At 62.8% G+C, this 19200-nt stretch carries 25 protein-coding genes and 1 pseudogene; 12 read left to right on the plus strand and 14 right to left on the minus strand.

All coding sequences use genetic code 11. The features are described 5' to 3' along the window. Nucleotide 1: 1 nt before the first annotated feature. Nucleotides 2–511, minus strand: a complete 510-nt coding sequence (locus P9217_RS01805) for a DUF892 family protein (protein WP_278086765.1) — start codon at nt 509–511, stop codon at nt 2–4. A gap of 212 nt (nt 512–723) precedes the next feature. On the opposite strand from P9217_RS01805, the gene P9217_RS01810 reads away from it, so the two are divergent. Then, the gene (locus P9217_RS01810) at nt 724–912 is read left to right on the plus strand and encodes a DUF3606 domain-containing protein (protein WP_095778947.1); all 189 of its coding nucleotides are present in this window, start codon (nt 724–726) and stop codon (nt 910–912) included. 44 nt (nt 913–956) lie between these two features. After that, nucleotides 957–1079: a hypothetical protein gene (locus P9217_RS01815; RefSeq protein WP_259979811.1), complete on the plus strand. Its 123-nt coding sequence runs from the start codon at nt 957–959 to the stop codon at nt 1077–1079. Nucleotides 1080–1367: 288 nt separating this feature from the next. Here P9217_RS01815 and ligD read toward each other — a convergent pair. Beyond that, nucleotides 1368–2606, minus strand: a pseudogene (ligD, locus tag P9217_RS01820) (non-homologous end-joining DNA ligase); the annotation flags it as partial. Nucleotides 2607–2800: 194 nt separating this feature from the next. Here ligD and P9217_RS01825 point away from each other — a divergent pair. Continuing rightward, the gene (locus tag P9217_RS01825; RefSeq protein WP_095824617.1) at nt 2801–3019 is read left to right on the plus strand and encodes a hypothetical protein; all 219 of its coding nucleotides are present in this window, start codon (nt 2801–2803) and stop codon (nt 3017–3019) included. A gap of 248 nt (nt 3020–3267) precedes the next feature. Here P9217_RS01825 and P9217_RS01830 read toward each other — a convergent pair whose 3' ends face one another. Genes P9217_RS01830 through P9217_RS01840 form a run of 3 tightly spaced genes read right to left on the minus strand, consistent with a single transcriptional unit; the run spans nt 3268 to nt 3909 of the window. Next, entirely contained in the window at nt 3268–3525 is a 258-nt protein-coding gene (locus P9217_RS01830) for a helix-turn-helix domain-containing protein (RefSeq protein WP_095801499.1), read from the minus strand. Between the two features lie 23 nt (nt 3526–3548). After that, a complete protein-coding gene (locus P9217_RS01835; RefSeq protein ID WP_066992959.1) occupies nt 3549–3731 on the minus strand; it encodes a hypothetical protein in 183 nt (60 codons plus the stop codon). Next, nucleotides 3715–3909, minus strand: coding sequence for a DUF3606 domain-containing protein (locus P9217_RS01840; protein WP_066992956.1), 195 nt, complete (start codon nt 3907–3909; stop codon nt 3715–3717). The genes P9217_RS01835 and P9217_RS01840 overlap by 17 nt, the downstream gene beginning before the upstream one ends. 384 nt (nt 3910–4293) lie before the next feature. Here P9217_RS01840 and P9217_RS01845 point away from each other — a divergent pair, with 384 nt between their 5' ends. The 5 genes from P9217_RS01845 to P9217_RS01865 all read left to right on the plus strand — a co-directional run bounded on the left by P9217_RS01845 (nt 4294) and on the right by P9217_RS01865 (nt 9797). Continuing rightward, nucleotides 4294–5292: a L,D-transpeptidase gene (locus P9217_RS01845; RefSeq protein ID WP_278086764.1), complete on the plus strand. Its 999-nt coding sequence runs from the start codon at nt 4294–4296 to the stop codon at nt 5290–5292. A 148-nt stretch (nt 5293–5440) separates the two neighbouring features. After that, a complete protein-coding gene (locus P9217_RS01850; RefSeq protein WP_278086763.1) occupies nt 5441–7879 on the plus strand; it encodes an FAD-dependent oxidoreductase in 2439 nt (812 codons plus the stop codon). Further along, complete coding sequence (locus tag P9217_RS01855; RefSeq protein WP_278086762.1) at nt 7879–8988, plus strand: mandelate racemase/muconate lactonizing enzyme family protein; 1110 nt, start codon at nt 7879–7881, stop codon at nt 8986–8988. Before P9217_RS01850 ends, P9217_RS01855 begins: the two co-directional genes overlap by 1 nt. A 101-nt stretch (nt 8989–9089) precedes the next feature. Beyond that, a complete protein-coding gene (locus P9217_RS01860; protein ID WP_067321922.1) occupies nt 9090–9413 on the plus strand; it encodes a DUF2934 domain-containing protein in 324 nt (107 codons plus the stop codon). A 99-nt stretch (nt 9414–9512) separates the two neighbouring features. Beyond that, nucleotides 9513–9797 carry a photosystem reaction center subunit H gene (locus P9217_RS01865; protein WP_095778953.1) on the plus strand — a complete coding sequence of 95 codons (285 nt, stop codon included), beginning with the start codon at nt 9513–9515 and terminating at the stop codon, nt 9795–9797. Between the two features lie 144 nt (nt 9798–9941). On the opposite strand, the gene P9217_RS01870 is transcribed toward P9217_RS01865, so the two are convergent. Both P9217_RS01870 and P9217_RS01875 read right to left on the minus strand, forming a co-directional pair. Continuing rightward, nucleotides 9942–10214 (minus strand): PilZ domain-containing protein, encoded by a 273-nt coding sequence (locus tag P9217_RS01870; protein WP_067321928.1) that lies wholly within the window; start codon nt 10212–10214, stop codon nt 9942–9944. 166 nt (nt 10215–10380) lie between these two features. After that, nucleotides 10381–10530, minus strand: coding sequence for a hypothetical protein (locus P9217_RS01875; RefSeq protein ID WP_095778956.1), 150 nt, complete (start codon nt 10528–10530; stop codon nt 10381–10383). A gap of 204 nt (nt 10531–10734) precedes the next feature. On the opposite strand from P9217_RS01875, the gene P9217_RS01880 reads away from it, so the two are divergent. Next, nucleotides 10735–10917 carry a hypothetical protein gene (locus P9217_RS01880; RefSeq protein WP_067321930.1) on the plus strand — a complete coding sequence of 61 codons (183 nt, stop codon included), beginning with the start codon at nt 10735–10737 and terminating at the stop codon, nt 10915–10917. A 177-nt stretch (nt 10918–11094) separates the two neighbouring features. Here the strand turns inward: P9217_RS01880 and arsC are convergent, their stop codons facing one another. The 3 genes from arsC to P9217_RS01895 are packed head-to-tail and all read right to left on the minus strand — an operon-like array spanning nt 11095 to nt 12547. Continuing rightward, on the minus strand, nt 11095–11505 hold the full coding sequence (gene arsC / locus P9217_RS01885) for an arsenate reductase (glutaredoxin) (protein ID WP_067321933.1): 411 nt from the start codon (nt 11503–11505) through the stop codon (nt 11095–11097). Next, complete coding sequence (locus P9217_RS01890; protein WP_278086761.1) at nt 11502–12200, minus strand: MIP/aquaporin family protein; 699 nt, start codon at nt 12198–12200, stop codon at nt 11502–11504. The genes arsC and P9217_RS01890 overlap by 4 nt, the downstream gene beginning before the upstream one ends. Then, on the minus strand, nt 12197–12547 hold the full coding sequence (locus P9217_RS01895) for a metalloregulator ArsR/SmtB family transcription factor (protein ID WP_067321941.1): 351 nt from the start codon (nt 12545–12547) through the stop codon (nt 12197–12199). The genes P9217_RS01890 and P9217_RS01895 overlap by 4 nt, the downstream gene beginning before the upstream one ends. Before the next feature lie 42 nt (nt 12548–12589). Between P9217_RS01895 and P9217_RS01900 the strand changes: the two genes are divergently transcribed. Next, nucleotides 12590–12727 (plus strand): hypothetical protein, encoded by a 138-nt coding sequence (locus tag P9217_RS01900; protein WP_156751036.1) that lies wholly within the window; start codon nt 12590–12592, stop codon nt 12725–12727. Between the two features lie 659 nt (nt 12728–13386). Here P9217_RS01900 and P9217_RS01905 read toward each other — a convergent pair. Next, nucleotides 13387–13569 (minus strand): hypothetical protein, encoded by a 183-nt coding sequence (locus P9217_RS01905; RefSeq protein ID WP_095778960.1) that lies wholly within the window; start codon nt 13567–13569, stop codon nt 13387–13389. Nucleotides 13570–14126: 557 nt separating this feature from the next. Here P9217_RS01905 and P9217_RS01910 point away from each other — a divergent pair. Further along, entirely contained in the window at nt 14127–15527 is a 1401-nt protein-coding gene (locus P9217_RS01910; protein WP_095801506.1) for a sensor histidine kinase, read from the plus strand. Further along, on the plus strand, nt 15524–16168 hold the full coding sequence (locus P9217_RS01915) for a response regulator transcription factor (RefSeq protein WP_066992920.1): 645 nt from the start codon (nt 15524–15526) through the stop codon (nt 16166–16168). The genes P9217_RS01910 and P9217_RS01915 overlap by 4 nt, the downstream gene beginning before the upstream one ends. Nucleotides 16169–16350: 182 nt before the next feature. Here the strand turns inward: P9217_RS01915 and P9217_RS01920 are convergent, their stop codons facing one another. The 3 genes from P9217_RS01920 to P9217_RS01930 all read right to left on the minus strand — a co-directional run bounded on the left by P9217_RS01920 (nt 16351) and on the right by P9217_RS01930 (nt 19137). Beyond that, nucleotides 16351–16839: a hypothetical protein gene (locus P9217_RS01920; protein WP_278086760.1), complete on the minus strand. Its 489-nt coding sequence runs from the start codon at nt 16837–16839 to the stop codon at nt 16351–16353. 592 nt (nt 16840–17431) lie between these two features. Then, complete coding sequence (locus P9217_RS01925) at nt 17432–17938, minus strand: hypothetical protein (RefSeq protein WP_067321952.1); 507 nt, start codon at nt 17936–17938, stop codon at nt 17432–17434. A 311-nt stretch (nt 17939–18249) separates the two neighbouring features. Beyond that, nucleotides 18250–19137 carry a DMT family transporter gene (locus tag P9217_RS01930; RefSeq protein ID WP_278086759.1) on the minus strand — a complete coding sequence of 296 codons (888 nt, stop codon included), beginning with the start codon at nt 19135–19137 and terminating at the stop codon, nt 18250–18252. Nucleotides 19138–19200 lie beyond the last annotated feature (63 nt).

A 19200-nucleotide genomic window follows, 5' to 3' on the forward strand; every position in this document is an offset into this window, starting at 1 on the left:
ACTAGCGCTTGGCGCTGTCGCTGTCGGCATCGGCCCGGGCGAGGAATGTCTCGGTGACCTGCGGAAGATTGTCCTTCAGCCACTCGGCCATCGCTTCTTCTTCGCGCAGGTTCTGCTCACAGACCCGAGCAATCTCGGCTTCACCCACGGCTTCAGCGGCAGCCATGAGGATCGTATAGGAAGCGATCTCCATATGCTCGAAGGTGTAGCTGGCCAGAGAGCCTTTCATCACCTCGTCGCCGGCGAACACGCCGCTGATCGACTGCGCCATTGCGGTCAGTTTTCCGCCTGCGTCCTTCAGTGTTGACGAACCTTCTTCCAGGCCTTCCAGGCAAGACTTCAATCGTCTCGCCTGCTCCTTGGTCTCGGTGAGGTGAGCGCGGATGCGTTCGCTGAGTTCCGGATAGCTCTCGAGCCGGCCCAGCTGGCCGGACAGCATCGTCTCGGCTTGCTCTTCCATCGCGTGAGCATCCCTCAGCCACTGGATCAGCCATTCGCGGGATTCAGACATAGTTTGTTCCTCCTGGTTGGGTGCGCCCGAACCACAAGGACTGCGGATTGTTCCGTGGCGAGAGTGACGGGAGTGGGCATGACGAGCAGCAGGCCCGCGGCTCCTCGAAAAGTGTCGCTGACAGGACGGAAGCCGCGTCCGCATACCAACCTTCCAGAGGCTGGAACATTCCCAAAGGGAGGCGGTTTTATTCCTATCCAGGAGGAACAACCATGGCAGACGACACGACCAAGCGTGATTTCCGCGACCGCGGCCGCGTGTCAGGCGATGAGGAATATGAGGTCGCCCACTTCGCGAGGAAATTCCAGCTGACAATCCCCGAGGCTCGCGACCTCATCAAAAAGCACGGAAACGATCGTGCGACGCTGGAGCGCGAAGCAAGGGCGGTGGCGAGCCGCTGACAGGCGTTCGCACTTGTGCGGAGATACTGCGAAGGAGACTTGACATGGCTAACAACCTATCCCGCGAGGAGGAGCAGCGTGGCACCAGCAGGGTCTTCATGTGGGGCACCGTCGCCGCGGCCGCAATCTTTGTGGCCCTTCTGGCGCTATTTTGGTTCGGCTCGTGATTGCCGTCGGCGACAAGGCCAAAGACCTTGCGGCGTACCACAGCCCTGCTCGACCGGTCGGGGCTGCGTCCTTAATTTGGGATTTCGAAATGAGGCAACCGACGGCATGGGCGGGGGGCGATGGGGAGCCGTCGGTTACCAGGAACAGGGGCCATCGAATCAAAATATGCATAGGCCCTTATATGATCATGCCAGCAATTTGCGTTCTTGGAAACTGGTTCCGCCCGAAAATTCAATCGCCTATGCCTAAGAACGCAGATTCGAGATGATCTTCACGGGCCTCGCCCGCTACGCCGCATTTCGCTGAGCCGCCCTGAACGGATGGTCCATGGTAAACGCATCCGGCCGGATACGCCGCTCTACCTGCACCCAAGGAACGGGATGCGCGATGGGGAAGCCGGCGCGGGCCCGCGGCGAAAAAGCGCCGGCGGCCGTGTTGCCGCGTCCGTTGCGCAGATAATCGATGAAGATGCGGCCCTTGCGGGCCACCGGCGCGGCCGACAGCAAGTAGCGGTCGGGTTCTGCGTCGGCGAGGACCTGTGCAATCGACCTGGCGAGCTGCCGCGCGCCGTCGTGGGTCATCTTCGCCGCCAGCGGCGCCATCAAGTGAATGCCCTTGCCGCCCGTGACCTTCGGCCAGCTTTCCAGACCTGACGCTGCCATGATGTCGCGCAGCGCCAGCGCGGTCTCAGTCACTTGCGCCCATTCCACGCCCTCACCAGGGTCGAGATCCAGCACGATCCGGTCGGCATGCTCGATGTCATCCACCGTGGCATTCCACGGGTGGAGCTCGACAGCATCCATTTCGACCAGCCCGAGCAAGCCGTCGAGGTCGTCGACCCAGACCCGAGTGCCCTCCCCACCTTCTCGCTTCTCGACGCGCAGCTGGTGCACCGCTGCCGGGATCTCGGGCAGCGGTCCCTTGTGGTAGAAAGTTGCCCCGAAGGCATGACGGACGAGCTTCAGTGGGCGACGGCCGAGGTGCACCAGCGCCTGATCGGCGACCAGACTCCAATAGCGAACGAGCTCATCCTTGGAAGGCGAAACCGCATCGGGCAGCAGCTGCAAGATATTCTCACGCGGCACGCCGTGATCTCGGTCCGCTCTTCGTTTCGACGGCGCCGGCGGCTTTGGCGGGACGGCCACCAGGTCCTCGCGGAGCCCCTTGAACACGGCTTCGCGCAAGATCCCGCGATCGGTAACGCCGCTGAACTGCACCTCGGCCAGGACTTCGGGTCTCACCCAGGTCGCCTTTGGCTTCACAATGGGCTCCGACAAAGGCGATTTGCCGATGATCAGCGGATCGAGCCGTTCGCGAACGCGTCGCGCCACTTCAAGCGTATAACCGCTCTGAGCCTTGCCTGCATAAAGCAGCCGATCGCCCTCGCGCTTGCCGATATAGAGCGATGCGATCCGGCGCGGCTCAGCACCAAGCTTCTCGACGAACGCGACGATCGGAAAGGTGTCGCTCTTGATGCATTTGACCTTGACCCAGCTCGTCTGCACGCCGGAACGGTAGGGCGCGTCCTAGTTCCTTCCATTTTAGTAAAATCGTATGTTTGTCCGACTTGGCCAAGCGTGGCCTCGCAAAGGCAACACGTTGCCCTCCGGGCCGCAGAGTGCTCCGATTATCTGATCAGATGTTTTATCAATTGAGTGCGGAACAATCCTTAGGCGGCGACGTTTGGCTGCGGGGTGGATCTTCTTCAGGTGGGCCGTCAATGAACAAGTCAATCGTAATGGATTCGGTCGAGATCGACACGCTGGAAGACAGGTATTACGTGCGCGTTATCGAGGATGGCGTTGTCACCATCAAGGGTTTCGGTTCCGAAGCGGATGCGAAAGCTTTTGCCAAGCACGAACACACCCGACTGGGACTTGACGCTGTCAAGCAGCCGGGCACCGGCCAAAAGCTGCGATACGGGTTTCCGGAAAGTTGATGCCGCCTCGAAGATCGAGGAGTCTCTGACTTCCCCTTCGGGAACGCCGGCAACGCGCGGCCGCGGTCCTGCCCTGCAAATAAGTCAGCCATGCGCGTCGTTCATTTGCCTGGTCGAGGTTGAACCAGCTTGAAGTCGAAGCTCTCCGGCAAACGTCCACGAGTGCTCACAGGCCTCACGGAGGACGCGACCTCCGGTTTGCGTGGACAGTTAGCTCGCTGCCAGCAGCGCTCGGCAGCGGGACCAGCTTAGCGGCGCTGTTTATGGCGATAGCCATTCATTTCGGGCCTGACGGCCGAAAGCGAGGGCCCCTTCGCCGTGAACACGACGCCTGCCGCCTCAAAAGCGCGACGGATGCGGGTTCGTTTCTCGACCCGCAGGATTCTGATCCCGTTCTCGAAGTCGCGAATGGTCCCTTCGCCTAGGCTGGCCTTGGCGCCGAGGCGCACCTGCGACCAATGCAGGAGTTCTCGTGCGGCTCGCGACTCCTCTGGCGTCAAATCCATCAAGGGGTCTCCCCTAGGGCTTTTCAGCTGTCAATTTCCAGCTTCGTGTGTCCCGGCTGCTCATGCCAGATCACCTGCCGGAGGTCGCCCCAGTCCACTGCCTGCCCGCAGGCGGGACATATCCGGAACTGGTCCTCTTCGTTGGCGGCTGCTCTGACCCGCAACCGGGCAAAGATCGGCGGCCCCAAATCAGAAAGCTTTGTCACCCAGCTTCCTTGCCTCACGTTGCAAAATCTTACGGTCGTTGCCGTGCTCGCTGATCAGTTCCCGAACCTGTTCAGGCGTGATGCGATGCTGCTTGGCAAAGTAGCGAACCTCATAATCGTCGTCCGCCGACACACGGTCGCGGTCCCGGAAATCGCGCTTCGTTTTGACGTCTGCCATGGTTGCTCCTCCTGGCAAAACGAACACCGGGAAGGCAGGAATGTTCCAAACCGCTAATATGTGCGTGAAGCGCTACGGCCGGGATGGGGTCGGCCACGGCATTGCCTGGGGAGGCCTCAAATGAAGTAACCGGCGGCATGGGCGGGGGGCGTTGGGGAGCCGCCGGTCACCAGGCAAGGGCCCATCTAATCAGAAAATGCATAGGCCCTTATATGATCATGCCAGCATTTTTCGCTCTTGGGAACTGGTTTCGGCATAAAATTCAAGATCGTACGCCCAAAGGTGCACGTTCTAATGATTTTCACGCCGGCGCTGCGACAGGAACCAGATCGGCACGCCCGCGTCATAAAGACAGGTTTCTGTCGTAACCCGGGAGTGAAGTCGATGGTCCGGCTCTTCGTTGTCGCTGCCGTGGCGTTCGCGCTCGCATGCAGCGGAGCTCAGGCGGCCAGGCTTGACCTCGACGCGGTCAATCAGGCGCAATTCAGCGAGGGCGAGCCGAAGGACGTCAGTCCGATGCTTCTCAAGGCGCAGATCCTTCTCGATCGCGCCCGCTTCTCGCCGGGCCTGATCGACGGTCGCCTCTCCGACAATTTTGCCAAAGCCGTGGCGGCGTTCCAGGCGGCGAACGGACTGGCTTCCGACGGCAAGCTCACACGCGAGACCTGGGACAAGCTGACGGCGAGCTCCGCCGAGCCGGTTCTGGTGGCATATGAGGTCACGGTCAAGGACGTGCGCGGCCCCTTTACCAGGCGCATTCCCACCCGCCTGGAGCGGATGGCCCGTCTGAAGCGCCTCGGCTATCGCAACGCGCGGGAGAGGCTGGCCGAGCGTTTCCACATCAGCGAACAATTGCTGAAGACGCTCAACCCGCGCGTCGGGTTCCGGAAGGCAGATGTGAGCCTCGTAGTGCCCGATCTCGGACGGGGCGACGCCCCGGCGGAGATCGAGACCATCGAGGTCGACAAGGCATCCCGCCAGGCCCGCGCGCTCGATCCATCAGGCAAGCCGGTTGCGGTCTATCCGGCCTCGATCGGCAGCGAGGAAAAGCCGGCGCCGAGCGGCGCCGCGGAGGTCAAACGCGTGGTGCGCAATCCGACCTATCACTACAATCCGAAATTCGCCTTCAAGGGGGTCAAGAGCAAGCGGCCCTTCACCATCGCCAAGGGACCGAACAATCCGGTGGGATCGGTCTGGATCGACCTCTCGATCGAAAGCTATGGCATCCACGGCACGCCGGATCCCGGCAAAATCGGGACGACCTACTCGCATGGCTGCATCCGGCTGACCAACTGGGATGCCGAAGACCTCGCCGCTATGGTCAAGCCGGGCACGAAAGTCGAGTTCAAGGACGAGACGGCGCAGGACGGGCAGGCGCAGTAAAAACGCCGGGAGGAGCGAGCCGCCAAGGCGGGATCGCTGCATAAGCCTAATTTATCGTTACCCCTAGTTTTTCAGAACGTTACACGGCCTTCCGTCGCCTGTAGCTTCGGCGGCGCGCTTTTGAAAACGATCTGGAATTGGTGGTTCGATGCAAGCACATGCGAGAGTGGTGATCGTCGGCGGAGGATGCGTCGGCGCCGGCATCCTTTACGGCCTGGCCAAGCGCGGCTGGACCGACGTTGCGCTGCTCGAGCGGACCCAGCTTACGGCCGGCTCCACCTGGCATGCGGCGGGCCTGATCCCGTCCTATACCCGCAACATCAATGTCGGCCGCATGATCAAGAAGACCATCGAGATCTATGAAGGGCTGGAGGCCGAAACCGGCCAGCCGGTCGGCTGGCACAAATGCGGCCAGCTGCGCATCGCCAACAGCCGCGACCGGCTAGACGAATTCAAGAGTTATATGAGCGTGGCCGACGTCCAGGGCATGCGCGCTGAGTTGCTGACGCCGGGCGAAGCGAGGCAGCTGGCGCCGCTGCTCGACAACGACCACATGCTGGGCGCGCTTTATCATCCCGATGACGGCCATATCGCGCCGGCCGATGTGACCATCGCCATGGCCAAAGGCGCGCGGGATCTGGGTGCCAAGGTGTACTTGAACACCGAGGTCACCGGCTTCAGGCGCACGCCCGGCGGCGAATGGCTCGTCCAGACTAACAAGGGCGACATCACCTGCGAGCACGTGATCTCCGCGACCGGCAATTATGCGCGCCAGACCGGCGCGCTGCTCGGCCTCGATATCCCGGCGATCCCGATCCTGCATCAGTACTGGATCACCGAAGCGGTGCCGGAAATCGTCGAGCGGAAAAGGCAGGGCCGCCCCGAAATGCCGATCCTGCGCGACGAAGGGTTCGAGGGCTATCTGCGCGAAGAAGGCGACGGGCTGATGTTCGGGCCTTACGAGCGCACGGCGAACCTGAAACTGTTCGCCGAGGACGGCGTCCCTTCCTGGTTCGGCGCCGACCTCGTCGAAGAAGATTTCGAGGCGGTGTCGTGGAACTGGGAGCAGGCTCTGCAGCTGGTGCCGGCGCTGGGGCGCGTCGGTATCAAGGCCAATGTGCGCGGACCGTTCCAGATGACCGCGGACGAGCTTCCCTTGATGGGGCCGGCCTGGGGCCGGCCCAATGTCTGGCTGGCCGAAGGCGTGCCAGGCGGCATCCTGTGGGGCGGCACGATCGGCTATTACCTGTCGGAACGGATCGTCGAAGGCGGCAACAGCCTCGACACCTCGGATCTCGATCCGCGCCGCTTCGGCGACTATGCCAACAAGGCCTGGACGCGCGAAAAGGTCCGCGAGGCCTGGGGCACACATGCGGAGCAGAAGTATCCGGGACAGGACATGCCCGCCGCCCGGCCGCAGAAGACCGCGCCTTCCTATGACAGGCTGACCGAGCTCGGCGCCGTCTGGGGCGTTCTCAATGGCTGGGAGATGCCCAACTGGTTCGCGCGCCACGGCGTCGAAGCCAAGGACCAGTATAGCTGGCGATGGACGCCGAAGGGGAACCTCGTCGCCCAGGAAGTCCAGGCGGTGCGCACTGCCGTCGGCCTGGTCGAGATGACGCCCATGACCAAGTTCGAGGTGTCCGGACCGAACGCGGCCGCCTGGCTGGACAGGATCATCGCCAATCGCTTGCCGGCGGTCGGAAAGGTGACGCTGGCCCATCACCTCACTGCAGGCGGCGGGGTGCAGGCGGAGTACATGGTGGCGCGCCTCGGAGAAGACCTGTTCTACCTCATCTCGACGCCGCGCGCCGAGCGCTGGAATTTCGACGATCTCTCAAGGCTGCTGCCCGCCGACGGCAGCATATCACTGAAGAACGTCACCAACGATCGCGGCTGCTTCACCGTCGTCGGGCCCAAGGCACGCGAAGTGCTGCAGCCGCTGACCGAGATCGATCTTTCGAACGAAAAGTTCCCGTGGTTCAGCGTGGCGACCGGCAGCGTCGCACTGGCCAGCGACGTGCGGCTGCTGCGCGTCAACTATGAGGGCGAGCTCGGCTGGGAACTCTATCACCCGCTGTCCTATCAGCGGCAGCTGCTGGATGCCATCCTCAAAGAGGGCGAGAAGCACGGCATGCGGCTTATCGGGCTGCATGCGCTGGAGTCGCTCAGGCTCGAAAAATCTTATCGCGCCATGTATCGCGACATGAACCCTGAGCTCAACGCGCTGGAGAGCGGGCTCGAGCGCTTCATCCGCCTCGACAAGGGCGATTTCGTCGGCCGCGAGGCGGTGCTGAAATACAAGGCGAGGAACGACCAGCGCCGGTCGGTGACGCTCAAGATCGAAACCGACGGCGCGAGCACGCTTGCCTCCGAGGGCCTTTATAGCGACGGCGAACTTGTCGGGCGCATTACGTCGGGCGGCTACGGCTATGCGCTCGGCCATGACGTGGCGCTGGCCCTTCTGCCGGAGCGTCTGAGCAAGCCCGGCACCAAGCTCGAGGTCGCCATTTTGGGAGAATGGAAGATCGCCGAGGTGATCGCGGACTCGCCTTACGATCCGACCTCGGCCAGGGCGCGTATGTGATGCGCGTCGATCGGATCAACGTCTATTCGGCGCAGCTGCCCGTCAAAGGCGGCGTCTACCGCATGGCCAGCGACGACGTGGAGTCGCTGGACTCGACGCTTGTCGAGATCGTGACCGAAGACGGTTTGACCGGTTGGGGCGAGACCTGCCCGATCGGACCGGTCTATCAGCCGCACCATGCGCTGGGCGCTCGCGCGGCGATCGCCGAAATCGCCCCGGGTCTGATCGGTGCGGAGATCGCTTCGATCAGGCTGCTTGCGAAACAGATGGACGAGCGCCTGAACGGACATGGCTATGCCAAGGCCGCGTTCGACATGGCCTTTCTCGACCTGCTCGGCCAAAAGCTCGGCGTGCCGGTCTCGACGCTGCTGGGCGGCGCGCTGACCGATCGCGTGCCGGCCTATTATTCGCTGATCGTAGGTCCGCCGGACGAAACGGCGAGGATCGCCGCCGACAAGGTGAAGGCCGGCTATCCGCGCCTCCAAGTGAAGATCGGCGGGCGCAACCTCGAAGAAGACGTGGCCGTCGTGCACAAGGTCTGGGAAGCTGTCGGCTACAAGGCGCGCATAGCGGTCGACGGCAACCGGGGCCTGACAATCGCGTCGGCAATCCATCTCGACCGGCTTTGCCACGCCATCCCCTTCGTCTTCGAACAGCCCTGCAACACCATGGATGAAGTCGCTACGCTGAAGGGCCGCCTGACGCATCCGGTCTATCTCGACGAGAGCACCGAGGACCAGAACGCGGTGCTGCGAGCGATCTCCATGGGCATCGCCGACGGCTTCGGCTTCAAGGTGACGCGCCTCGGCGGCCTCACGAAGATGACAACCGTGCGCGACCTTTGCGCCATTCGCTCGCTGCCGCACAGCTGCGACGACGCCTGGGGCGGCGACATCATCGCGGCGGCCTGTGTCCATCTTGCTGCCACGGTCGAGCCGCGCCGGATGGAGGGAGCCTGGATCGCCCAGGAATATATCGACGGGCATTTCGACCGGAAGAACCCGGTCGTGATCGAAAAGGGCTTCATAGCCGTGCCGCAGCGGCCGGGCCTGGGCGTCAAACCGCAACCCGGGACATTCGGCAAGCCGCTGGCGACTTACGGAGCCTGACCACCGGCCAGGCTTTGGCCGGCCCAGCCGATCACTTCTTGGGTCTCGCGGATCGTTCCACCTCATCCCGCGTTGAGTGGCACGCAAAGGGAGGAACGGCAATGGATGATGATCGGACCGAGAAGATCAGACAGCGTGCCTATGAGCTCTGGCAGCGCGAGGGCAGCTTGCATGGCGACCATGAGCGGCACTGGCGCCAGGCCGAGATGGAGATCGATCGCGAGGCGGCGCTGCCGCTCACGGCAGACGATGCGCTGCCTGGAACGCGCGAGATCGACAGCGCGGATGTGCTGACGGTCGAGGCGCTTGCGATACGCACCGGCATATCGGCCCAAGAAGCGCAGGAGTTGCTCGACAGGCTGGGCAGCGACCGCGCCGCGATCGAGCAGGCGGCGCGGAGCATCCGGGCACGGAAAGGGCTGTAGGTCAGGAACCCAGACGCGTGCGACGTTGCCGGCATTCGACGTCGGCGGAACCCTCGTTGCCATCGACAGTTCCTCCTGTCTAACCACAGGAGACCTGTCATGGATCATACCAACCACGTGAGGCTGACAAACGCCGAATTGACTCCCAGCATTCTCGAAGGCGCCACCATCTACGGCCCCGACGACGAAAAGATCGGCTCGGTCGACCACATGCATGGCAGCCAGGTCGTCATCGATGTCGGCGGCTTCCTCGGCATCGGTGCAAAGCCGGTCGCCGTCAGCGCCAACCAATTGGATTTCATGCGCGACGAGGACGGCGACGTCCACGCCGTGACCAGATGGACGAAGGACCAGCTGAAGTCGATGCCCGAGCATCACGACTGAGCACGGGAGGGTCCGACGAGAGCCGGGCCTCCATTCAGCAGGTCGCGCTCGGCGGCCTGCACGTGGCCCCCGCGCTCAACGAGACGACGGCGGTGGAGAAGCGGCGACGCCGCTCCGCCCCGTTGCCGGGGCTAACGAAGGCCGTCAGCCCTTCATTGAATTGCTGTAGACCTGCACGCCGACGCGCTCGTTGCGGCGCCAGCGCACCACGGCCCGATAAACGGCGTCGTCATCGGGAACAATGAGCGTGAAACGGTCGGGCAATTCCACCTGCGGCCCGACGCGCAGTTCGGCGCCATGCTCGTGCTGATTACGGACGGAGCACCTGATGCTGGCGTCGCCGGTGACGATTGTAGCCTCCTTCAGCACGAATTCTCGTGAATGAAGACGGCGCTCTAAGTGGGGAAAGGTGGCCATGATGCACTGGTCCCGAAACTTGCCCGGCGGGCTCAAACTCAATCGCCCGACGCACCACCCTAGCGCGGACGTGTTTCCGTTCCGTTAGCGTTTTCTAATCACTGCCCACTCGGCGATCCCGTTTCCGCACAGGCGGCGCCGGACCGAACGAGCTTGTCGCATGCCGCTAATGCCGCTTGAAATACTGGACCTCGCGCTCGTGCTTTTCGGCAGCCTCGCGCGACTTGAAGGTACCGAGATTCCGGCGTTTGCCGGTCCTCGGATCCACCTTGCGCGAATAGAGCCGGTAGTCGCCGGACTTCAGCTTGCGGATCATGGGACACCTCCTCTGCTCGTAAGTCTAATCCACTCGACCTGTCCGGGGTTCCAGCAGCGAACGTGATCCATTTCACGGAAGCGCCGCGCCGAATGTCGGAATCGACGCGGCAGCGACACGATTGGGTCGGATTATTTGTACTCAAACGACTTCCGCGGCGTTAGTCTTTGCGTCCGCGAGCATGCCGGACTGGAGGAGGGTGAGATGGCGACGGCCAAGCTTCACGGCGTTGAACTCGTCAAGGGCCAGAGGTGGACGGTGCGCGTCACCGCCTACGGCACTACGCTGACCTTCCCTTTCGAAGCCGAGCAATTTGCGCGCTCCTATGCCGATGGTCAGGCCTTCCGCCTCGGCGTCGAGGTGGTCGAGTTGAAGGACTGCGCCTGAGCGGCTGCGGGCGTAGCGATCGCCGCCACGGGTTCGCCGCGCGACAAATCTATCGCCAAGCTCCGATAGCGGCGGACCTTATGCAGGAACTGGCAAGAAGTCGGTGTCGTGCCCATCACTTTGTCGACTCGTTCGCAAACCACGAGCCTCGATCTACTTCATGAAGCATCTGGCGTTCTAGGTTTGCGGCAACCAGGCAACCTTCTCGCCATCCTCCTTGATGAATTCGCGCACGGGGTTGTCGAGCAGCGGCAGCACCGCCTCCGACGGCCGGCAGAGCCTCGTGCCCTTGGGCGTCTCCACGATCGGCCGGTTGATGAGTATCGGATGAGCGAGCATGAAACCGATCAGCTCGTCGTCGCTCCATTTCGGATCGGCGAGGCCAAGCTCCGCGTAGGGCGTGCCTTTCTCCCGCAACAGGTCGCGCGGGGTGATGCCCATCGCCGCGATCAATTCGAGTAGCCGTTCGCGGCTCGGCGGCGCCTTCAGATATTCGATCACCATCGGCTCCTCACCGCTGGCGCGGATCATGGAAAGCGTGTTGCGCGAGGTGCCGCAAGCGGGGTTGTGGTAGATGGTGACCGTCATGGCTCGGCTTTCAGTGGCTCGGATTGCTCGATGGATTCGGGCCGCAGCAGCCATCCCATCAGCGCCAGCGCGATAAAGGCGCCGAGCAGTTCGGCGACGATGAAACCCGGGAGATCGGCCGGCCTGATGCCGGAAAAGCTGTCGGTGAGCGCACGCGCCACGGCGACGGCCGGATTGGCGAAGGACGTAGAGGCGGTGAACCAGTAGGCGGCGGTGATGAAGAGGCCTACCAGCCATGGCACAGCCCGTCGCTCGAAGCGCAGGCCGGCGAGAATTACAGCGACCAGGCCGAATGTCGCGACAATCTCCGAAAACCATTGCGCCGGTCCGGCGCGCAGCTTGGTCGCGATTTCCAAGGCCGGCAGGGCGAACATGAGGTGCGCGGCAATCGTGCCGGCGATGCCGCCGGCGAACTGCGCGGCGAGATAGGCAGGCAGATCGCGCGGCGGGAGCGACCGGTTCAAACAGAAGACGAGCGAGACGGCCGGATTGAAATGCGCCCCGGAGATCGGTCCGAGGATGGTGATCAACACCACCAGCATTGCGCCGGTCGCGAGCGTGTTGGCGAGCAGCGCCAGCGCGGTGTCATGCGTCAGCGTCTCCGCCATGATGCCGGAACCGACCACCGTTGCCACCAGCAGGCCGGCGCCCAGGGCTTCAGCAACGGCACGTCGCGGCAGATCGTAAGAGATCATTGCCGGGGCCCCTCGCCCGGCCGGCAGCACGGGGCGGCGAGCGCCGGCGCGCAGATTTCCGGCCGGCCCGAGCAGCAATCCTCCATCAGAAAGCGGATCAGAGCGGAAAGCGCATCGTATTCCGCGCTGTAGACGATCGAGCGTGCGTCGCGGCGCGTGCCGACCAGGCCGGCGCGCTCCAGTTCCTTGAGATGGAAGCTGACATTGGACGGAGATACCTCGACCTGTTCGGCAAGCGAACCGGCGGCGATGCCGTCCGGCCCGGCAACCACCAGCAACCGAAGCAGTTTCAGCCGCGTTTCCTGCGACAGCGCACCAAAGGCCATCAGGGCTTGTCGCTCATCCACGTTTCAACAATCCTTGAAATATTGAAACGAGGCATAGCCGACATGCTCACTCCTGACAAGAAATATCGTCCCCGCTCCTCCATTGGATCCTCGGACCTGACCATCGGCGATCTGCTCCACACGCTGGCTGATTACCAAGACAAGCCGCTGGTGTTTCGTTACGACGCGGCCGGCCGGTGAAATTTCCACCCCAACTAGGATAGTGGGCCGGTTTGAAATCGCGGGTTAGCCAAACTCCCCGTCCATCACGCTCTATTGAGCGAATGTGAATGATCCCCAGCTTCCTCTGAACCCGTGATTGTGATGAATATCCGACCGCCAGAGCACACCCAACAATGTCGCTCTCAGCAAGGAAAAGGGCTCGCGCCTAAACGCCGCGAGCCCTTCTCTTTTTACGTCACGCGCTTTTTTGTAAGGGCGGCGCACTGTTGGCTTCTCGGCTTCGACAAGCGCAACGATGATCGCGCTTCTCCCAACGCTTGTCGGTGACGCCCGCTTCCGCCTGTTTCCGGACGGGGCCTAGGCGAAAGCGCCTATTCTGATTGGGGTGGACTTTCAAACCGACCCACTACCCAAATTAGCGATCTCTTGTATTTCTTGAAAATGAGGATCATGCTTGGCCCAATGCGTGGCAACCTGATGCGCAGCCGGGTGGATAAAAGGGTAAGGCGCCATGGAATTCGCAGTCTGCTATGACCACAGCGTGATCGATCTGGCTTGGTCGATCTTCCTCGGCATCACGACGGTTTTCATGTTCTTGGCGCCATTGGCCGTTGCGCGGCTTATCGCGCGGGGCACCTGTCGGACGGCTTCAGACGGCCTGACAGCCGAGGCCTTTCCTAGCCGACGATTTTTAGCCCAGGCACTTCACCGAACAGCGCCGAGCAGTCGATCTCGTCCAGGAAAAGCGCGTTGGGATCGAGCACCAGCCACGATGTATGCATACGAAGATCCCTCAGCCTTGCGTTCTTTTCGGCGCGCGCCTGGCGCTCCGCCTCGGCAATCGAGGCCAAGCCTGGCATCTCGGCCTTGTGAAGGTGAGAACTCCTCGACATAGCGAGACAAAACGCGGTCGCCCTATTTTGCGTTCCAGCCCATCCGCCTGAAAACAAGTGCGGTGATCATACCCGCGAGCACGACCGAAAAGCCGGATGGCCAAGGCCACCCCAAGCCGCCGCACGTTTCATTCGCGCCGCCATCGCTACGAGCGGCCCGACTGAATCAGCGCAGACCCAGAAAACTCAAAATGGCGATCACGATGACGATAGCACCTACGATCCAGATGATGTTGTTCATGGTCCTCTCCACATGTCAGCGGTCAGGAAACGCGCCTGCCAAGGGGGCATAGGCCGAAGTTTCTTTCGGGAGCCCTCGCAAAGACCTCAACACTTAGAAACTGCTAATGTTCCGCCCGCATCTGTGCCGGGGGCCGGACTAGGCGTTCTTGGCACCTGGAAGCGGTTTCTGCAGCCTCGACGGCCGCGCTGTTAACCGCTCGCCTGAAGGCCGGACCAAGGTCGGTGTCGCAATTGCCGCGGCTGGCCTATACTCTTTGTCCGTGGTGGGGTGAATCGCGCGAATGCTCAGGGAGACCTTGAAGCGACTTGTGCAAATCTGGAGCGGGCTGTCGCTGGCCTGGCAGTTTGTGATTGCCGGCGGCATCGGGCTTTTGGCGGTGATGCTCGTGGTTGGCCTCTGGGTGACGTCGCAAATCCGCGAAGGCGTGATGCACAACTCCGCCACCACGACGGCGCTCTATGTCGACAGCGTGATCGCGCCGCTGCTGCCGGACCTGCGCAAGAGCCGCGAGCTCGACGACACGGTCAAACGGGCGCTGGACGAGACGCTCGGCCAGGGCGCGCTCGGCAAGAGGCTAGTGTCATTCAAGCTGTGGCGGCGCGACGGCACGGTGCTTTACGCCGATAACTCGAAGCTGATCGGCAAGACGTTTCCGCCCAACCCCAATCTGATCTCGGCCTTTGCCGGCAATGTCGTGGCGGAATTCAACAACCTCGCCGACGATCCTGAGACCAGCGAAGAGAAAGCGGTGACCGCGCCGTTGTTCGAGATCTACAACCCCGTGCGCGAACCCTGGTCGGGCGAAGTGGTGGCGGTGTCGGAATTCTACGAAGTCGCCGACGATTTCCAGGAGACGCTGAATTCAGCACTCAGATGGACCTGGCTGGTGGTGGCCGGCGCCACCGCCGCCTCGCTGGCGCTGCTGTCGGGCATCGTGTTTCGCGGCAGCCGCACCATCCAGACGCAGCGTGCCGCGCTGGAAGCCAAGGTCAGCGAGTTGCAGGAGGCGCTGGCGCAGAACTCGTCGCTACGCCAACGCGTGCAGCGCGCCTCGCGGCGAGCCACTGCCATCAACGAACGCTACCTGAGGCGCATCGGCGCCGACCTGCATGACGGCCCGGCGCAGCTGGTGGCACTTGCCGCGCTCAGAATGGACAGTCCGGTGCTGGTCGACCCCGCCACGCCCAAACCGCAGCGCGAGGCGGAAATCGCCGGCATCCATAAGACGCTGGGCGAAGCGATGAGCGAGATACGCGGCATCTGCAACGGCCTGGTGCTGCCGCAGATCGAGACGCAGGCGGTGGCCGACATATTGCGGCTGGCGGTCGCCGAGCATGAGCGCCGCACCGACACCAAAGTGCTGCTGACGCTGCCAGAGCGCTTGCCGGAACTCGGCACCTCAGAGAAGATCAGCATCTATCGTTTCGTGCAGGAAGGACTGAACAACGCCTTCCGGCACGGCAAGGGCAAGGGCCAGCAGGTGAGAGCCACGATGAAGGGCGGCAAGCTTCTGGTCGAGGTGCAGGACACCGGCCCGGGCTTCAATCCTGCGCGAAGCGAAGGCCTCGGGCTCGCCGGTCTCAGGGAGCGTATCGAAAGCATTGGCGGGCAATTCGAGACGCTTTCGGGGCCGGGGGGAACGAGACTGGTAATCACATTGTCTGTCGAGGAGCAGCCGTGACCGCACCCATCCGCATCGCTATTGTCGACGACCATCCGCTGTTTCGCGAGGGCGTGGCGCGCAGCCTCGGCGAGATCGGCGGCTTCGAGCTTGTCGGCGAAGGCGCCAGCGCCGAGGACGCCGAAAAGCTGGTCCGCGCCAGCGCGCCCGACGTGCTGCTGCTCGACATCAGCATGCCCGGCGGCGGCCTCAATGCGCTGGCCAGCATCCTTTCGGCGGCGCCTGAGCAAAAGATCGTCATGCTCACCGTGTCCGAGACCAATGCCGATGTCGCCCAGGCGCTGAAGGCGGGCGCGCGGGGCTATGTGCTGAAGGGCGTCGGCTCCAAGTCGCTGGCCGAGATCCTGCGCGACGTCGCCAACGGCCAGAGCTACGTTTCGCCGACGCTTTCGGCCCGGCTGCTGTCGGATCTCTTGCAGCCCACCAGCCGCAAGCCCGACCCGCTCAGCCAGCTCACCGGCCGCGAGGCCGAGATCCTGGGGCTGGTGGCGGAGGGCCTGAGCAACAAGGAGGTCGCGATGCGGCTGTCGCTGCAAGAAAAGACGGTCAAGCACCACATGACCCGAGTGCTCGCCAAGCTCAACGTGCGCAATCGGACGGAGGCGGCGCTGCTGATGCATGAAGCGAGAGAGAGGAATTAGTGAATAGTGGAAAGTACAGTGAATGGTGAAGCGTCGGCGCGTTCCCATTCGGTGAAGTGCGTTTCGTTGATTACTGTTCCCTATTCACCATTCACCGTCATTTCAAAAGCAAATCACCCCCGCCTCTGAAGGCGGGGGTGACATGCGAAGGCGCGGGAAAAGGGGGTAGCTTCTCTCGGCCCTCACAAGCCTAGCAGACGGGCCAGATCCTTCTCGGTCGCCCGGCGCTCGACGATGGTGCGGCCTTGCGCATCGCTCATCTCGAAGCGTCCGTTCTCGATCTCTTCTTTCATGCCGTTGCGGTGGATGATGGTGATCCTGTTGCCGTCGATCTCGACTATGTCGCCCGTCGCCGCATTGACACGGCTGGCGGCCTTGCCGCCGGGGCTGCTGTTGCCTTTGCCGCTGTTGTTGCCAGGACCGGCATTGGCATTGCCGCCACCGGAATTGCTGTTGCCGGAATTGCCGCCAGCGTTTCCGCCGCCGCTATTGCCCCCGCCGCCGTTGCCGCCGCCATTGCCGTTGCCGCCGCCGTTGTCGGCATAAGCGGTGGCCACCAGAAGCTTGGCAAGGCTATTGGACGTGAAATGACCAGGCGCGGCAAAAAGCGCCAGCGCGGCCGCGGCGCGCAGCGTAAGGCGGACAAACCTTTTTGAGGCGGGTTCGCGCATGCCGTCCTTGGTTCATGCCGGTTCCGCCTCGGCCCTGCCGAAGTTCCGCTCTCAGCCCGCCAAGGCGGAACCGGTGTCTTGACCAGACAAGATTCACGCTTTGGTAAGGTTACGGAAGCGGCCCACGACCCATGCCATGTCCGGTCGGACCTTTTTGCAGTCACTTGGGGACCATTGTCGCACCAGCCGGGAACACAACTGGAAGCTGCGACTGCCGTCGCGTTAACCAAATCGCTTGGAAAGCGGCCAGCAATTCATTATGACTGTCGCACGCGAGAACGGCGCGGACACTCAACGAACCGCGGCATGCTACGGCGCATGCGCCCTCCTGGACGAAAAAGCGCCGTAACCTTTGGTTTGCGCATGAAATGTTTCCCCGGACTGCGGGGGCATGCGCCAAGAGCCCGCCTTATCCGGCAGCCGTCTCAAGGGCCCCAAAAAAGTACCCCCGCCAAAAGGCGGGGGCAAGGTGAGCAGCGGGAGTTCTGTCGTAAGACGATCAGGACCGAAGAGACGAAGCAAAAGGTGGCAACCTGATTTTGCAGCGCTGGCTTTTGGCCCCTTAAGATCTAATCCAGATAGAACCTCGCTCTCACAAACTCTTTAGGCGATCGAGATCGGCCACTGTGGCCTTGCGCTCGACGATGGTGCGACCAAACTTGTCCTCCATCCTGAAACGGCCGTTCTCGATGCTCTCCTTCATTCCGTTCCGGTGCGTGACCTGGATGCTATTGGCACTGACCTCGACCTTGTCGCCGGTCGCCGCATTCACATGATCATCGACATCGCCGGTTGCTGCAGTGTTCGTTGCGCCCTTGCTGTTGCCGCTGTTTCCGTTTCCGTTGTTACCGCCCGAGTTGCTGTTTCCGCTGTTGCCGCCCGAGTTGCCGTTCCCGTTCCCGCTGTTGCCGCCGCCGCTGCCGTTACCGTTTCCGCCGCCGCTGTTCCCACCGCCATTGCCGTTTCCATTGCCGCCTTTGCCGGCATAGGCCTTGGCCACGACAGGACCGTCGAAGGAGAGATGAAAAGGCGCGACAACAAGCGCCAGCGCAACGAGCGCCCGCAAGACATGCCTGCAGCCCATGCGCGATACGCGCATCCCAATCTCCCCTTGCCAGCCATCCGACCCTTCGGCCGAACTACCCCACCGGCAATGTCGCAACATCAGCATCCCTAATCAACCCGTCGTGGGGAAGTGGCCCACGACCCTTGTCTTGCTTTTTAAGACCTTTTTCGCAGCGATGTCGGACCTAAGTCCTATCTCAACCACCAGATGTGATCGGGCCCGGCTGCGTGCACGGCTTTTTCCGGCGTGGATACCCGCGTGCACGGCTTCGCGCAACGCGCTACGAGTGGTTGTTCTATGCTCTCCCAAAACCGCCGCGCCCTCAGGCGATATGGCATTGATCCTTAACAGGGTGACGGAACCGGCGCTCTCGCCGTTACGGCCGCGCCGAACGCGGCGGCAATCACGGCGCCAATACCGGCGCATTGCAAAACGCTCAAGCTCTCGTGCAGGAAGAGAAACCCGGTCAGCGCGGCGCCTGCGGGTTCCAGGCAGACGATCATGCCATAGACTTTCGCCGGCATTCTGGCGAGCACCATCATCTCCAGCCAGAAGGGCAGCGCGCTGGAGAACAGCCCGACGACGACCGCGGCCGCCATGACATGCGAGTCGGTGAGATAAGGTTCGGCTGCGGTGAAGCCAAAAGGCAGCGCGACGAGCGCGGCGATCGCCATGCCATAGGCCGAGGTGCGGGCGCCAAGCTCGGCGCCGGCCTTCTGCGCACAGATGATATAGAGCCCCCAGCAGGCGCCGGCGGCAAGCGCAAGCAGCACGCCGATCGGATAGAGCCCGCGGCTGATATCGGCGAACGGCGAGAGCAGCACGATGCCGGCGACGGCAAGCACCACCCAGACGAGGTCGAGAAGGCGCCGCGAGCCGAGTGTGGCGACAAAAAGCGGGCCGGTGAATTCGAGCGCCACGCAGATGCCCAGCGGAATGCGCTCGAGCGCGGCATAGAAGAGCAGGTTCATCACCGAAACGGTGAGGCCATAGGCGGCGAGCCAAGGCAGACCCTTTCGCGTCGGCAGCACTTTCCATGGCCTGAGCACTGCCGCCAGCATCAGCGCGCCGATGACGAGCCTCAGCATCGTTGTGCCCTCGGCCCCAAGGACCGGAAACAGGCCCTTGGCGAAGGCGGCGCCAACCTGCACCGAAAGGATGGCGCTGAGCAGGCCAAGCACGGGCAAGGCCCCCAGCGGCGCCTGCGGTGTTGCGATCGGCGTCGACGTCACTTCTCCTCCATCCCCCCGCGCCCCGGTCCGTGGTGGAGATAGAGACTGATGTTTCCCTTGTCT

It is taken from the genome of Mesorhizobium sp. WSM4989 (assembly GCF_029625795.1).
GTDB lineage: Bacteria > Pseudomonadota > Alphaproteobacteria > Rhizobiales > Rhizobiaceae > Mesorhizobium.

Coding starts and splice junctions, on each gene's coding strand:
- P9217_RS01825 (WP_095824617.1), top strand. CDS start 2,801: ATGAACAAGTCAATCGTAATGGATTCGGTCGAGATCGACACGCTGGAA.
- P9217_RS01810 (WP_095778947.1), top strand. CDS start 724: ATGGCAGACGACACGACCAAGCGTGATTTCCGCGACCGCGGCCGCGTG.
- arsC (WP_067321933.1), bottom strand. CDS start 11,505: ATGACGGTCACCATCTACCACAACCCCGCTTGCGGCACCTCGCGCAAC.
- P9217_RS01850 (WP_278086763.1), top strand. CDS start 5,441: ATGCAAGCACATGCGAGAGTGGTGATCGTCGGCGGAGGATGCGTCGGC.
- P9217_RS01830 (WP_095801499.1), bottom strand. CDS start 3,525: ATGGATTTGACGCCAGAGGAGTCGCGAGCCGCACGAGAACTCCTGCAT.
- P9217_RS01920 (WP_278086760.1), bottom strand. CDS start 16,839: ATGCGCGAACCCGCCTCAAAAAGGTTTGTCCGCCTTACGCTGCGCGCC.
- P9217_RS01925 (WP_067321952.1), bottom strand. CDS start 17,938: ATGCGCGTATCGCGCATGGGCTGCAGGCATGTCTTGCGGGCGCTCGTT.
- P9217_RS01900 (WP_156751036.1), top strand. CDS start 12,590: ATGCTCACTCCTGACAAGAAATATCGTCCCCGCTCCTCCATTGGATCC.
- P9217_RS01910 (WP_095801506.1), top strand. CDS start 14,127: ATGCTCAGGGAGACCTTGAAGCGACTTGTGCAAATCTGGAGCGGGCTG.
- P9217_RS01880 (WP_067321930.1), top strand. CDS start 10,735: ATGGCGACGGCCAAGCTTCACGGCGTTGAACTCGTCAAGGGCCAGAGG.
- P9217_RS01815 (WP_259979811.1), top strand. CDS start 957: ATGGCTAACAACCTATCCCGCGAGGAGGAGCAGCGTGGCACCAGCAGG.
- P9217_RS01870 (WP_067321928.1), bottom strand. CDS start 10,214: ATGGCCACCTTTCCCCACTTAGAGCGCCGTCTTCATTCACGAGAATTC.
- P9217_RS01845 (WP_278086764.1), top strand. CDS start 4,294: ATGGTCCGGCTCTTCGTTGTCGCTGCCGTGGCGTTCGCGCTCGCATGC.
- P9217_RS01860 (WP_067321922.1), top strand. CDS start 9,090: ATGGATGATGATCGGACCGAGAAGATCAGACAGCGTGCCTATGAGCTC.
- P9217_RS01840 (WP_066992956.1), bottom strand. CDS start 3,909: ATGGCAGACGTCAAAACGAAGCGCGATTTCCGGGACCGCGACCGTGTG.
- P9217_RS01875 (WP_095778956.1), bottom strand. CDS start 10,530: ATGATCCGCAAGCTGAAGTCCGGCGACTACCGGCTCTATTCGCGCAAG.
- P9217_RS01805 (WP_278086765.1), bottom strand. CDS start 511: ATGTCTGAATCCCGCGAATGGCTGATCCAGTGGCTGAGGGATGCTCAC.
- P9217_RS01855 (WP_278086762.1), top strand. CDS start 7,879: ATGCGCGTCGATCGGATCAACGTCTATTCGGCGCAGCTGCCCGTCAAA.
- P9217_RS01865 (WP_095778953.1), top strand. CDS start 9,513: ATGGATCATACCAACCACGTGAGGCTGACAAACGCCGAATTGACTCCC.
- P9217_RS01890 (WP_278086761.1), bottom strand. CDS start 12,200: ATGATCTCTTACGATCTGCCGCGACGTGCCGTTGCTGAAGCCCTGGGC.
- P9217_RS01905 (WP_095778960.1), bottom strand. CDS start 13,569: ATGCCAGGCTTGGCCTCGATTGCCGAGGCGGAGCGCCAGGCGCGCGCC.